Here is a 14186-nt window from a genome sequence, read left to right as displayed (position 1 = left end):
ATCGCATCCGCATGAGCCACTGCTAGACTCGCTCCTTCACCTGCATGCCCACCAAGCCGGCTCGAGTTGCATCCGCCCTCGGGCCGGCCGCAGCACTGGCCCACCGAGACCGGAATGAACGAGATATCGCCGTCTGACCTCAAGACCATCCTGCACTCCAAGCGCGCCAATCTCTACTACCTGGAGCACTGCCGGGTACTGGTGAACGGCGGCCGCGTCGAATACGTTACCGACGAAGGCAAGCGTTCGCTGTACTGGAACATTCCGATCGCCAACACCACGACCTTGCTGCTCGGTACCGGCACCTCCATCACCCAGGCCGCCATGCGCGAGCTTGCCAAGGCCGGCGTACTGGTCGGCTTCTGCGGCGGTGGTGGCACGCCGCTCTTTGCCGCCAGCGAAGTCGAATGGCTCTCGCCGCAAAGCGAGTATCGCCCCACCGAATACCTGCAACGCTGGGTGAAGTTCTGGTTCGACGACGGCAAGCGCCTGGACGCGGCCAAGGCCTTCCAGTCGGCCCGCCTGCAACGCATCCGCGAGTCCTGGCTGGACAGCCGCAGCCTGCGTGACGCCGGATTCGAGGTAGATGCCAGCGCCCTGACGCGAGCACTCGATGCTTCCTACGAGGCGATTCAAACCTCCCCCGACAACACCTTCCTGCTCACCGAGGAAGCACGCCTGAGCAAACACCTGTTTGCCTTCGCCGCGCGCGCGGTGAACTACGGTGATTTCACCCGTGCCAAGAACGGCTCCGGCAGCGATCCGGCCAACCGCCTCCTCGATCACGGCAACTACCTGGCCTATGGCCTGGGCGCCAGTGCCGCCTGGGTACTCGGCATTCCCCACGGCCTGGCCGTGCTGCACGGCAAGACCCGGCGCGGCGGGCTGGTGTTCGATATCGCCGACCTGGTCAAGGATGCGACCATCCTGCCCCAGGCTTTCATCAGCGCAGTCCGCGGTGACGAAGAACAGGAATTCCGCCAGGCCTGCATCGAAAACCTGACTCGCAGCGAATCCCTCGATTTCATGATCGACACCCTCAAGTCGGTGGCCGAGCGGGTCGGCGCATGAATGTCCTGCTCATCAGCCAGTGCGACAAGCGCGCCCTGACCGAAAGCCGGCGCATCCTCGACCAGTTCGCCGAACGCCGCGGCGACCGTACCTGGCAGACGCCGATCACCCAGGCCGGCCTGGACACCCTGCGCAAACTGTTGCGCAAGACCGCGCGCAAGAACACCGCCGTCGCCTGCCACTGGATTCGCGGCAAGGATCACAGCGAACTGCTGTGGATCGTCGGCGACGCCAGTCGCTTCAACACGCAGGGTGCGGTACCCACCAACAGCACCCGTCGCAATGTGCTGCGCGTGGGTGATGAAAACGACTGGCACAGTGGTGAGGACATCAAGCTGCTGGCGCAGATGGCCGGTCTTCTGCACGATTTGGGCAAGGCCAGCGTGGCATTCCAGCAGCGCTTGCGTCGGCAGACTCTGGAAAAGAATCTCTACCGCCACGAATGGGTCTCCCTGCGCCTGTTCCTCGCTTTCGTCGGCAAGGACGACGATGCCACCTGGCTGAAGCGCCTGACCGAACCCGATGCCGACGATGACGCGAGCTGGTTGGCCCCCGACCGCTACCACCGGGACGGGCTGGATGACTCCGCTTCACCGCCTTTCAAGAATCTCCCGCCACTGGCTGCCGCAATTGCCTGGCTGGTACTGACCCATCACCGCCTGCCGGTGATCCCGGTGCAGGACATCAAGACCGGCCTTCAGGACTGGCTGGGCAGGAGATCCCCGTCTTTCAATCCCACACAGCTGCCGACCCTGCTCGACGGCATTGGCCACGACTGGAACGAAATACGGCAAAACGCCAGTGCAGCCGATATCGTCCCCTACTGGCAATTCGACCACGACCTGCCCGTCCTGCTGCCCAAATGGCGGGCACAGGCGGCAAAACTGGCCATCCGTCTGCTCGCACTACACAGCAAGGCCGACAAGAGCGACTGGCTGGACAACCCTTACGTCATGCATCTCGCGCGCCTGAGCCTGATGCTGGCCGACCACCATTACTCCAGCCTAGCAAGGGATTCCAACGAACGTGTGCGCGGCGACGGACCCGGGCCGCTGTATGCGAATACCGATAAGGCCGGGCAACTGAAGCAGCCGCTGGACGAGCATCTGCTGGGTGTAGCTCGGTTGGCGGGCACAATCAGCCACGGGCTACCTGGCTTCGAACGACACCTGCCACGGCTTGCCCGGCACCGGGGGCTGAAGAAGCGCAGCGCCAGCGAACGCTTCCGCTGGCAGGACAAGGCTGCCGATGCTGCTGGCGGCCTGCGCGGGCAAACTGCCGGGCATGGCGCCTTCATCGTCAACATGGCCTCCACCGGCTGCGGCAAGACCCTGGCCAATGCCCGAATCTTCCATGCTCTGGCCGACCCGCAACACGGGATGCGCGCCACCTTCGCCCTGGGGCTGCGCACGCTGACCTTGCAGACCGGGCGCAGTTATCGCGAAGACCTGCATCTGGACGAAGATGAACTGGCCATTCGCGTCGGCGGCAGCGCCAGCCGGGCGCTCTTCGAGTATTACCAGGCCCAGGCCGAGAACTGCGGCTCGGCTTCGATCCAACAATTGCTCGAAGAAGACAGCCATGTTCTCTACGAAGGCCAACCGGCAGAACATCCCCTGCTGATCAGGGCGATGCATGACGAAACCGTGCGCTCCCTGCTCGCGGCCCCGATGCTGGTCTGTACCATCGACCACCTGATGCCCGCCACCGAAGCTCAACGTGCCGGACGCCAGATCGCGCCGATGCTGCGCTTGATGAGCAGCGATCTGGTGATCGACGAATTGGACGATTTCGATCTCGCCGACCTGCCGGCATTGACCCGTCTGGTCTATTGGGCTGGCCTTCTCGGCAGCCGGGTGCTGCTATCGTCCGCAACCCTGCCCCCATCGCTGATCGACGGCCTGTTCCAGGCTTACCGCGCCGGACGCATCCACTATCGGTGCAACCGCGGCCCGGACGGAGAATCGACGCGCGCTCCAGACATTGCCTGCCTATGGACGGATGAGTTCGGCGTGCAGACAGCCTCTTGCGGTGACGCACAGACCCATGCACTCGCGCACCAAGATTTCGTACAGCGCCGTGTAGCGGCGCTCGAGCGCGCCATCGAGCGGGATGGCCCGAGGCGCTGCGGCGAGCTGTTGCCGCTGCGTATCGAGGCAAAGCAGGAACATACCGTACGCCGCGCCTTCGCCAAGGAACTGCAGGCCGCCATCCTCGTGGCGCACGACCGCCATGCTGAAATCTGCCCGCACAGTGGCAAACGCGTCAGCTTCGGACTGGTTCGCATGGCCAACATCGAGCCTTTGTTCGACGTTGCACAGGAACTGCTGCGCCTGGGCGCAACAGAGGATTACCGCATCCATCTGTGCGTCTATCACGCGCGCTTTCCGATGCTGCAACGTTCGGCAATCGAACATCGGCTTGACGCCTGTTTCGACCGCCGCGACCCTGCCGCGGTCTATCAGCAGGAAGACGTCCGCAAAGCCATCGAAAGCTTCCCCGAGCCCAACCATCTCTTCGTCGTTCTCGCTTCGCCCGTCTGCGAAGTCGGCCGCGATTGGGATGCGGACTGGGCCGTGGCCGAGCCCTCGTCAATGCGAGCTCTCATCCAGCTTGCCGGCCGCGTCCAACGCCATCGAAACCAACCCTGCCGGACGCCCAACATCCTGATCTTCGACACCAATCTGCGTCACTTTTCCGCAGATCGAGGCAGTGATGGCTACCCGCGCACAGCCTTCATACGCCCCGGCTTCGAGGACGAACGTGGCCTGGCCGACACACCGTTCCGCCTCTCCAGCCATCGCCTCGGCACCCTGCTACGCGAAGACGAATACCGGACGATCACGGCCCGCCCACGCATCCAGCCACGGCCCCAGCGGGATTGGCAGCCCAAGCACAGCCTGGTCGACCTGGAACATGCCCGGCTCTTCACACAAATGCAGCCCAAGCCACGAGCGTCACAAGACCGGCCTGCGCAGCGCGGCATCAAGCCACAGGAATTCGATCTCGATGCAGCCTGCGCCTGGCAATTTCCCCGTGCCGCGCTGACCTGGGTGCTACCGCAGCAGCAACCGTTCCGCGACGACCCGGGCCGCGACTGCGAATTGCTGTTCCTGCCCGACGAGGATGAAGAGCACCTGGAACTCCACCTCATTCACGAGGAAGCGCGCCACGGCAAACCGGCGATTTACACCAGCGCCGAAAGCCGCATCGAGCACCTGCAACTCGACTTCGGCCCGCGCATCGGCGCCTGGGGAGGAGACGACCTGATGGCGCTGCTGCGCGAACAGGCTGAAGCACAAGGCATGTCATTGCGACGCTGTGCGGAGCGCTTTACTTCAGTAACCGTGCCAGATAGCACACAAGGGTGGCGATATCACCCAATGCTGGGATTTGGATTTGATAGAAAGCGTTAGTTGAATCAGCAGGAGTCTGGCATGCAGGAACTCAAGGAACGGAAACGTCGCTTTCAACAAACCATCACCACCTTCATCAATGAACGCCGCGACGCCAAGCTAAAAGGCCAAGACGACGAAGCTGCTGCAAAAACCGCTACCAAATACGACTATCACGAATGGCTCGGCGATGCTGCGCGGCGAGTAACCCAAATCCAGGCAGTCACCCATGTACTCAAGGCTACTCACCCCGATGCCCGCGGCACCAGCCTGCACATCCCCCCTGACAGCCTGCCCCAGCATGAAGAAATCGGCACGCATCTATTGGGTAATGACTATGCCGAAGACATCGTCGGCAACGCCGCTGCACTGGACGTCTACAAATTCCTCAAGCTGAACGTCGATGGCCGCCGCCTGCTCGACTGGCTTCAGGCTGACGATGCAGATCTGCTGCACGCTCTGCACGAAGACAAGGCTATCGCCCGGCAATGGGCGAGCGCTTTCAAAGGACTGATCCGCCCACCTACTGCTCCCGTATCGCATGGCCTGGCCAAGCAGATATATTGGTGCGCCTCCGGCGAACCAGCCGACAACAACGGCTTCCACCTGCTTCAACCATTGTTTTCCAGCAGCCTCGCCCATGCCGTGCATCAGGAAATCAACGACGCACGCTTCGGCGAAGCCAACAAGGCCGCCCGCCAGGCCCGGCGCGAAAAGAAGGCGCACGATGCCCCCTATCGCGACTACCGCAATCTGGCCACCCGCAAACTTGGCGGTACGAAGCCTCAAAATATCAGTCAGTTGAATAGCGAACGCGGCGGGCTCAATTACCTGCTGGCCTCGCTGCCGCCTCGCTGGAATCAGGATCGGCCCCGACAATTCCTGTTCAACGACTCGGCGCTGGCGCGCTTCCGCCGCTTTGACGGCGTCAATGAGTTGCTGGATGCCCTGCTGGCGCTGCTGAAAGACAATCCTGCACCAACCATGCACACCCGTATCAAGCGCGAACGCATCGAACGCGCACTGGGCCAATCGCTGGCAGCCTTCGGCCTGGCCAGCCGGCAACTGTTCCAGCCCGGCTGGACGCGCGATGCCGACTGCCGCCTGCCGCTGTGCGAGCAGCTCTGGCTTGATCCCGAACGCGCCGAATTGCCGCTCCGCGAAGAAGCCAAGCACAAGACAGAAGATGAGGAGTTCAACGCAGCGCTGGAATGGAAGGACTGGCCGGACGAAGTCGCACACCGCTTCGGCAACTGGCTCAACGCCATCCTGCTGCAACACGATCTGCCCGTAGGGGACGCCGAGCACGCCCATTGGGCGCGGCAGGCGCTCATCGACGCGGAATGGCCTGCCCCGATGCAACGTCGCGCGATAACCCGCAACTCGAATCAGGAGACGGCTCATGGCTGAATGCCCTCACTTCGAGCATCTGCTGGTGTTGCCGCGCCTGCGGGTGCAGAACGCCAACGCCATCTCCAGCCCGCTTACCCACGGCTTCCCGTCCATCACTGCATTTCTCGGGTTGATGTGGGCCCTGGAACGCAAGACCCAGGCAGCCGGCCTGGATTTGCAGTTCAACGCCGTCGGCGTAGTCGCCCACTCGCACCAGGAGCAGGTAACGGATAGCGGTTTCGTGCACAGCTTCCGCCTGACCCGCAATCCACTCGACAAGGACGGCAGTAGCGCCGCCATCGTCGAAGAAGGCCGTATCCATCTCGATATCAGCCTAGTCTTCGCCGTACAGAGCCAGGCATTGCTCGACACGCAGGCAGCATCCGGCATCGCTGCTCGGGTGCGCGATCTGCTGGCGGCGATGCGCATCGCCGGCGGCAGCGTGATCCAGTCGCATGCAACTCTCAGCCGGCAGCGCCCCTATGTAGTGTCCATGACCGGAGATGCCGAGGGCAGAGAAAAGCTATTCAACCAGCTCAAACTGCGTCTGCTGCCCGGTTTCGCGCTGGTGGAACGCAGCGATCTGCTGGAACAGCGCCACCAGGATTTGCAGGCGCAGCAGCCGGACACCACACGCCTGGACACCTGGCTCTCCCTGTCACGCATCAATTGGCGCTGGCAGGAAAACAACGGCCAATGGCAACACGACCGCAAGGGGCTCGGTTGGATCGTTCCAATCCCGCTCGGCTACGGCGCTCTAGGCGAATTGCAGCCCGCTGGCAGCGTGGCCAACGCCCGCGACCGCGATACCCCTTTCCGCTTCGTCGAAAGCCTTTACGGCATCGGCCAGTGGATCAGTCCTCACCGCCTGCACAACACGCGACAACTGCTCTGGTATGCCGACAGTCAGCCCGATGACGGGTTGTACCGCTGCCGCAACGACTACCGGCCAACGCCGGTTCACGAATTCGACTTCGATTGATCGTTCACAAGGAATTGCATCATGGCCAACACGCCCCTCAAGACCGCCTCTGTCCTCGCTTTCGAACGCAAGCTCGATCCGTCCGATGCCCTGTTCTTTGCCGGCAATTGGGCTACCCGCGATGCATCGGATAAATGGCAACCCGTAAAGATCCGCGAAAAATCGGTACGCGGCACCATCTCCAACCGCCTCAAGACCAAGGATCAAGACCCCGCCAAACTCGACGCCGCAATCGAAAGCCCCAACTTGCAAACGGTCAACGTCGCTGCGCTGCCGCTGGACGCCGATACATTGAAAGTCCAATTCACCCTGCGCGTGCTCGGTGGCACCGGCGAGCCTTCCGCCTGCAACGACACCGACTATCGTAACAAGCTCATCGCTACGGTGCAGGGCTACGTCCAGCAGTACGGTTTCGGGGAACTGGCTCGCCGTTACGTCGCCAACCTCGCCAACGGCCGCTTCCTGTGGCGTAACCGCATCGGCGCCGAACAGGTGGAAATACGTATCTCACATCTTCAGGACGGCCAAGTCGCAACGGAATGGAAATTTCAGGCACTCGACCACGCAATGCGCACCCTCACCGCACCATCGGCCGAAGCCGATGGTCTCGCTGCACTGGCCGGGCTGATCGAATCCGGTCTCGCCGGAACGACCCATGTGCTACTACAAGTTACTGCCTTCGTTCGCATCGGCGCTGGTCAGGAAATCTTCCCTTCACAGGAATTGATCCTCGAGCGTGGCCGCGGCGACAAGAGCAAGACCCTGTACGCCGTCGGTGAAAAGGGCAAGGAAATCGCGGCCATCCATTCGCAGAAAATCGGCAATGCACTGCGCACCATTGACACCTGGTATCCGGGTGCAGACGAGAACGGCCCCATCGCCGTCGAGCCCTACGGTTCAGTCACCACGCAAGGCAAAGCCTATCGACAGCCGAAAGAGAAACAGGACTTTTACAGCCTGTTCGACAGCTGGGTTGTCAGAGACAAAGCCCCGACAACGGAACAACAGCACTTCGTCATTGCGACACTGATTCGCGGCGGAGTGTTCGGTGACGCCGACAAGGGGTGAGGCCATGGATCACTACCTCGACCTCACCCTGTTGCCTGACCCGGAATTCCCTGCCCCCCAACTGATGAGCGCCCTGTTCGCCAAGCTACATCGCGGCCTCCACGATCTGCGCCGCAACGATGTGGGCATCAGCTTTCCGGACGTCGAGAAAACCAGAAGTGGCCTCGGCGCCCGACTGCGTCTGCACGGCACCGCCGAGGCTCTGAAGCAGCTGATGGCTCTGAACTGGCTGACCGGAATGCGCGATCATCTCAAGGTCGGTGCGACGACCCCCATACCACCTCAGGCCAGGCATCGCTGCGTCAGTCGAGTGCAGGTCAACAGCAACCCCGAACGACTGCGCCGCCGGTTGATAAAGCGCCATAACCTCGATGCGGTGGCAGCTCAGGCACAGATTCCGGACAACGCAGTTCGGCACAGCCCGCTGCCTTTCATCAACCTCCGAAGCAACAGCAGCGGCGAGCACTTCCGCCTGTTCATCCGCCACGGCCCTCTGCAAGACGCAGCCCAGCCAGGTACCTTCAGTGCCTATGGGCTGAGCGCTACCGCAACCGTACCTTGGTTCTAACCTTTTTTTATCCCGTCTGATCAAACATTGAAAAATCAATGGCTTGTACAGTCGAGCCAGAAAAGGGGGACAACAACCCAGCCCGATCTTTCTCTTTAAAAAATAGTAGTTTATCGGGAAAATAATCTACTTCACTGCCGTATAGGCAGCTGAGAAACAGTTCCTGGCAGGCGGAGGCGTCCGGGTACACTTCACTGCCGTATAGGCAGCTGAGAAATTCGTAGTTGATGTTGTAGTTCGTGGTGGTGTCTTCACTGCCGTATAGGCAGCTGAGAAACAGGACCGCGAACGCGCCACCGTGCGCCGCTACTTCACTGCCGTATAGGCAGCTGAGAAAGATGTGGAGAAGCGTGGGCCGCCCGATGAACTCTTCACTGCCGTATAGGCAGCTGAGAAACTTCGCGCTGAAGCAGAGGCCGAGAAAGCTGCCTTCACTGCCGTATAGGCAGCTGAGAAATGTCGGACGAAGATGCGGCGACGTACATCCCCCTTCACTGCCGTATAGGCAGCTGAGAAAATGCTCGGATAGGGCGCCTGCAGGGACAGGGACTTCACTGCCGTATAGGCAGCTGAGAAATCGACGGAGGCACGGCGAATGACTCGCGCCACCTTCACTGCCGTATAGGCAGCTGAGAAAGAAAGGTCAATGCGAACGACTGCAGGGGCGCGCTTCACTGCCGTATAGGCAGCTGAGAAAAGGTCGCGCATCTTGGCCTCGTAGCCGGATTTCTTCACTGCCGTATAGGCAGCTGAGAAAAAGCCGTAGTCCAGCCGATCTGCCGCGCTTTGCTTCACTGCCGTATAGGCAGCTGAGAAAATCGTCGAGATCGCGCACCCCAAGGCCCCAGCCTTCACTGCCGTATAGGCAGCTGAGAAAAGACGTGACGATGTGTCTATTCTGCTGACTGACTTCACTGCCGTATAGGCAGCTGAGAAAGATGTGGAGAAGCGTGGGCCGCCCGATGAACTCTTCACTGCCGTATAGGCAGCTGAGAAAACGATCCCAGCGGTGCCCGAATGCCCGGCAGCCTTCACTGCCGTATAGGCAGCTGAGAAATGCCCGCGCGTGCTCATGCTGTAGTTCGGCGCCTTCACTGCCGTATAGGCAGCTGAGAAATCGTCGAGGGTGAATTCCGGGAGCCTGACCTGCCTTCACTGCCGTATAGGCAGCTGAGAAAAGAATTTCAAGCAAGAAGGATCTAGACTCGATCTTCACTGCCGTATAGGCAGCTGAGAAAGGCGCAACATCACACGCCTCGCTGCATTGCAGCTTCACTGCCGTATAGGCAGCTGAGAAAAGGCTGCTGGCGTTGATGCACACCAGCGCGCCCTTCACTGCCGTATAGGCAGCTGAGAAAGAATCAGCTGCGCGATTTCATGTGCCCTGATCCTTCACTGCCGTATAGGCAGCTGAGAAAACCCTGCAGCGTAAGCTGCGCATCTGCCATCACTTCACTGCCGTATAGGCAGCTGAGAAAGATCCCAATCGCTCGCGGCCGATTTGGCGAAACTTCACTGCCGTATAGGCAGCTGAGAAAGCTTGTTTTTGGCGCGTCTGGAATGTACGCAACTTCACTGCCGTATAGGCAGCTGAGAAAGTCTCGATGCTGCTCGCGGGGCTCTTCCTCCTCTTCACTGCCGTATAGGCAGCTGAGAAAGCCTTCAACTCTGGCCCGATGTCTTTCCACACCTTCACTGCCGTATAGGCAGCTGAGAAAAGCCGACTCGTCTGCTCGAGCTCGGCCTGTTCCTTCACTGCCGTATAGGCAGCTGAGAAAAATGGCTGTGCTCCGGGGCACAGTAGCATCTGCTTCACTGCCGTATAGGCAGCTGAGAAAATCCGGCCGCGTGATCGTGGTGTTCTTCGTTTCTTCACTGCCGTATAGGCAGCTGAGAAAGAGCATGTCAACGAAACCGGCCAAGGCCATGACTTCACTGCCGTATAGGCAGCTGAGAAAGTACCAGGAGACGGCGGGGCAGCCGGAGCCTGCTTCACTGCCGTATAGGCAGCTGAGAAAAGGGACATCCGGCTCACCGCGAAAGTTGATCACTTCACTGCCGTATAGGCAGCTGAGAAAAGCAGCCCGGTGCAGGTCGTTCAGGCAGTACCCTTCACTGCCGTATAGGCAGCTGAGAAAATGGAACCAGTCTGAGAAGCCGTTGATATCGCCTTCACTGCCGTATAGGCAGCTGAGAAAATTCGGGCGGTGCCGGGCGCGTCTCCGGGTAACTTCACTGCCGTATAGGCAGCTGAGAAATACGACGCCACCTACGACGCCACCTATGACGCCTTCACTGCCGTATAGGCAGCTGAGAAAATGGAACCAGTCTGAGAAGCCGTTGATATCGCCTTCACTGCCGTATAGGCAGCTGAGAAAATTCGGGCGGTGCCGGGCGCGTCTCCGGGTAACTTCACTGCCGTATAGGCAGCTGAGAAACACGAGCCAGGGCCGTTGATCAACTCCCACAACTTCACTGCCGTATAGGCAGCTGAGAAATTCCGCGTGCATCCGGGTGGTCAGTTCCGAGACTTCACTGCCGTATAGGCAGCTGAGAAAAGGTGCTTCGTTTGATGGATTTGACATGACCTCTTCACTGCCGTATAGGCAGCTGAGAAAATCCCGTTTGCAGTGTTGTGCCGGCAGCCGCCCTTCACTGCCGTATAGGCAGCTGAGAAATGCCCGCGCGTGCTCATGCTGTAGTTCGGCGCCTTCACTGCCGTATAGGCAGCTGAGAAATGTCCGAAGGTTACGAGAAGACGACATGCCCCCTTCACTGCCGTATAGGCAGCTGAGAAAGCCGCCGCATGATTTTTGCGGCAGCCACCTGACTTCACTGCCGTATAGGCAGCTGAGAAAAGCCCAACTAGGTAGGGGATTCGCTTGTTGTCCTTCACTGCCGTATAGGCAGCTGAGAAATTCGAAAACCGCCGGCCGTCGTGGCCGCGGTCCTTCACTGCCGTATAGGCAGCTGAGAAATTGAGGGCAATCGATCATGTGCCCCGCGATGACTTCACTGCCGTATAGGCAGCTGAGAAAAGGTCGGCAGCGGTGGCGCCTGATTTGTGCACCTTCACTGCCGTATAGGCAGCTGAGAAATGGATGATCCACTCCGACTGAGGGCGCATCGTCTTCACTGCCGTATAGGCAGCTGAGAAACAGTGCGGGTCCTGGCGTCACTGTCGCCGCTGCTTCACTGCCGTATAGGCAGCTGAGAAATGGCGAAGCAGCGCAGCATGACAATCGAGCAGCTTCACTGCCGTATAGGCAGCTGAGAAAAGATTGCCCGGACGAGCATGCCGAGGGTACGCCTTCACTGCCGTATAGGCAGCTGAGAAATGCTCGACCAGGCGCGGGGTGATGGGCTTATCCTTCACTACCGTATAGGCAGCTGAGAAAGATGCGCGGATCTCGCCCTCGAAGCCGACTAGCTTCACTGCCGTATAGGCAGCTGAGAAAACTCATGACAAGCCCTCTGTGGAGTTATCCACCTTCACTGCCGTATAGGCAGCTGAGAAAGTGCCGCCATGCGCGAATTCCACGCCTACCTGCTTCACTGCCGTATAGGCAGCTGAGAAAGCCGAAGAGCAAACCCCGTTCTGCGAGTTGTACTTCACTGCCGTATAGGCAGCTGAGAAAATAGCGCAGATTGATCACTTTGAACGACCAACCTTCACTGCCGTATAGGCAGCTGAGAAACTCCCTTTCAAAAAACTCATGAATCTCGAATTCTTCACTGCCGTATAGGCAGCTGAGAAAATATCCGGATTGACAAACACCAAGATGCCGTCCTTCACTGCCGTATAGGCAGCTGAGAAAATGATCGCGGCGGCATGCCTGGTCTTCGCCCCCTTCACTGCCGTATAGGCAGCTGAGAAATCGGGGAGGGGCGGCATGTTCTTGAGCTTGCGCTTCACTGCCGTATAGGCAGCTGAGAAAGCCTGGGGCACCGAGCAGCAGGAGAAGTACGACTTCACTGCCGTATAGGCAGCTGAGAAATGGAATACGACCTGATCGCCGCGGTGGAATACCTTCACTGCCGTATAGGCAGCTGAGACATGATGATCGATCCGGCCCAGATACTCCGACTTCTTCACTGTCGCGCAGACAGATACAGCCTTGCTGGATAGCAAACCCCGTTCTTACGCAGGCACCACGAACAAAATCTGCAGCCAACGTCCCATGAAACGTAAATTCACCGTTTCAAGGCTCACCCTCCACTCCCCGCACACACTCAACCAGAGAAATCCACCACCTGGCACGACTTGTGCATCGCACCACCCTCATCCGATGCAGAAAAAGGCTTTCGAGTCTCGAACTTTGCTTCCCTCTATACAAGGCACTGGCATCTGCCGCTGCGTCGCAGCACCAAAAGATGGCGCTGAGCTTCACGACAGTGCGTATCTGTGCCCCGTTTTTGTGCAGAATACGCAAACTTTTGCCACATGGCGGACATGCGCAGCAGTGGCAAGGGAAAGGGGCCGGCAGGGCTTGGTCCCGACGAGGGGAGACAAGGCCTCGCGGATGCATCGGACAACACCATCAGTCATCACTTGGGCTCGCAGGAGATCAAACATGAAGCAAACCATCGTCGCACTCGCAGTCATGACCATTGGCCTGGGCGCCGCCCATGCGCAGCAGGTCGTCAAGCTCGGCAATGCCGCACCGCTGACCGGCACCATTTCGCATTTGGGCAAGGATCTGGAGAACGGCACCCGGATGGCGATCGAGACGGTCAATGCCCAGGGCGGCGCCGACGTCGGCGGGCAGAAGGTCAAGTTCGAGCTGATCGGCGAGGATGACCAGGCCGACCCGCGTGCCGGCACCACGGTGGCGCAGCGCCTGGTGGATGCGGGCGTGAAGGGGGTGGTTGGCCATCTGAACTCCGGCACCTCGATTCCGGCCTCGCGCATCTACGACCAGGGCGGCATCCCGCAGGTGTCGCCGGCGTCAACCAACCCGAAGCTGACGCTGCAGAACTACAAGGGCGTGTTCCGCACCATCGCCAACGACGTGCAGCAGGGCGGCGCGCTGGGCCAGTTCGCGGTGAAGACACTGGGTGCGGCCAAGGTGGCGATCATCGACGACCGCACCGCCTACGGCCAGGGCCTCGCGGACGAGACCGACAAGGCGGTGAAGGCGGCCGGCGCCCAGGTGGTGGCCCGCGAGTTCACCACCGACAAGACGACCGAGTTCAACGCCATCCTGACCAAGATCCGCGCCGCCAACCCGGATGTGATCTTCTTCGGCGGCATGGATGCCCAGGCCGGCCCGATGCTGCGCCAGATCAAGCAGCTCGGCATCAACGCCAAGTTCATGACCGGCGACGGCGGCTGCAGCCCCGAGATGATCAAGCTGGCGGGCGACGGCATCGGTTCGAACGCCTATTGCTCGATGGCCGGCCTGCCGATCGAGAAGATGCCGGGCGGCGCCAAGTTCCGCGAGGACTACAAGAAGCGCTTCGGCGGCGACGTGCAGGTCTATGCACCCTACGCCTACGATGCGGCGATGGCGATCATCAAGGCGATGGAGCGCGCAGGTTCGGTCGAACCTGCCAAGTACCTGCCCGAACTGAGGGCCACCAACTTCGACGGCGTGACCGGCAATGTTTCCTTCGACCAGAACGGCGACCTGAAGGAAGGCGCGGTCACCGTGTACCAGTACAAGGACGGCGCCTGGGTCGCGCTCTGAGCGTCCGCCTGCCCCCGCAT

General features: G+C 60.3%; 7 protein-coding genes and 1 CRISPR repeat array. All 7 genes read left to right on the top strand.

Annotated features, from left to right (window positions below):
* Positions 1-114 precede the first annotated feature (114 nt).
* The 7 genes from cas1f to QM748_RS17330 all read left to right on the top strand — a co-directional run bounded on the left by cas1f (position 115) and on the right by QM748_RS17330 (position 14166).
* Positions 115-1071, top strand: coding sequence for a type I-F CRISPR-associated endonuclease Cas1f (gene cas1f, locus QM748_RS17360; RefSeq protein ID WP_415248252.1), 957 nt, complete (start codon positions 115-117; stop codon positions 1069-1071).
* On the top strand, positions 1068-4487 hold the full coding sequence (gene cas3f / locus QM748_RS17355; protein ID WP_415248251.1) for a type I-F CRISPR-associated helicase Cas3f: 3420 nt from the start codon (positions 1068-1070) through the stop codon (positions 4485-4487). The genes cas1f and cas3f overlap by 4 nt, the downstream gene beginning before the upstream one ends.
* 21 nt (positions 4488-4508) lie before the next feature.
* Complete coding sequence (csy1, locus tag QM748_RS17350; protein ID WP_415248250.1) at positions 4509-5876, top strand: type I-F CRISPR-associated protein Csy1; 1368 nt, start codon at positions 4509-4511, stop codon at positions 5874-5876.
* Positions 5869-6840, top strand: coding sequence for a type I-F CRISPR-associated protein Csy2 (csy2, locus tag QM748_RS17345; protein ID WP_415248249.1), 972 nt, complete (start codon positions 5869-5871; stop codon positions 6838-6840). Before csy1 ends, csy2 begins: the two co-directional genes overlap by 8 nt.
* Positions 6841-6861: 21 nt before the next feature.
* Entirely contained in the window at positions 6862-7908 is a 1047-nt protein-coding gene (csy3, locus tag QM748_RS17340) for a type I-F CRISPR-associated protein Csy3 (RefSeq protein WP_415248248.1), read from the top strand.
* A gap of 4 nt (positions 7909-7912) precedes the next feature.
* Positions 7913-8476, top strand: a complete 564-nt coding sequence (cas6f, locus tag QM748_RS17335) for a type I-F CRISPR-associated endoribonuclease Cas6/Csy4 (RefSeq protein WP_415248247.1) — start codon at positions 7913-7915, stop codon at positions 8474-8476.
* 129 nt (positions 8477-8605) lie between these two features.
* Positions 8606-12534: a CRISPR direct-repeat array (repeat unit 28 nt; unit sequence CTTCACTGCCGTATAGGCAGCTGAGAAA).
* Positions 12535-13050: 516 nt separating this feature from the next.
* Positions 13051-14166, top strand: coding sequence for a branched-chain amino acid ABC transporter substrate-binding protein (locus tag QM748_RS17330; protein WP_415248246.1), 1116 nt, complete (start codon positions 13051-13053; stop codon positions 14164-14166).
* Positions 14167-14186 lie beyond the last annotated feature (20 nt).

This window comes from Thauera sp. (genome assembly GCF_047601425.1).
Classification (GTDB): domain Bacteria; phylum Pseudomonadota; class Gammaproteobacteria; order Burkholderiales; family Rhodocyclaceae; genus Thauera.
Note: the sequence above shows the minus strand (reverse complement) of the source record. Positions and strands in the feature narration are given on the sequence as shown.

Bases quoted from the DNA above. Each gene is read 5' to 3' on its own strand.
- csy2 (WP_415248249.1), top strand. From the start codon at position 5,869: ATGGCTGAATGCCCTCACTTCGAGCATCTGCTGGTGTTGCCGCGCCTG.
- cas6f (WP_415248247.1), top strand. From the start codon at position 7,913: ATGGATCACTACCTCGACCTCACCCTGTTGCCTGACCCGGAATTCCCT.
- cas3f (WP_415248251.1), top strand. From the start codon at position 1,068: ATGAATGTCCTGCTCATCAGCCAGTGCGACAAGCGCGCCCTGACCGAA.
- csy3 (WP_415248248.1), top strand. From the start codon at position 6,862: ATGGCCAACACGCCCCTCAAGACCGCCTCTGTCCTCGCTTTCGAACGC.
- QM748_RS17330 (WP_415248246.1), top strand. From the start codon at position 13,051: ATGAAGCAAACCATCGTCGCACTCGCAGTCATGACCATTGGCCTGGGC.
- csy1 (WP_415248250.1), top strand. From the start codon at position 4,509: ATGCAGGAACTCAAGGAACGGAAACGTCGCTTTCAACAAACCATCACC.
- cas1f (WP_415248252.1), top strand. From the start codon at position 115: ATGAACGAGATATCGCCGTCTGACCTCAAGACCATCCTGCACTCCAAG.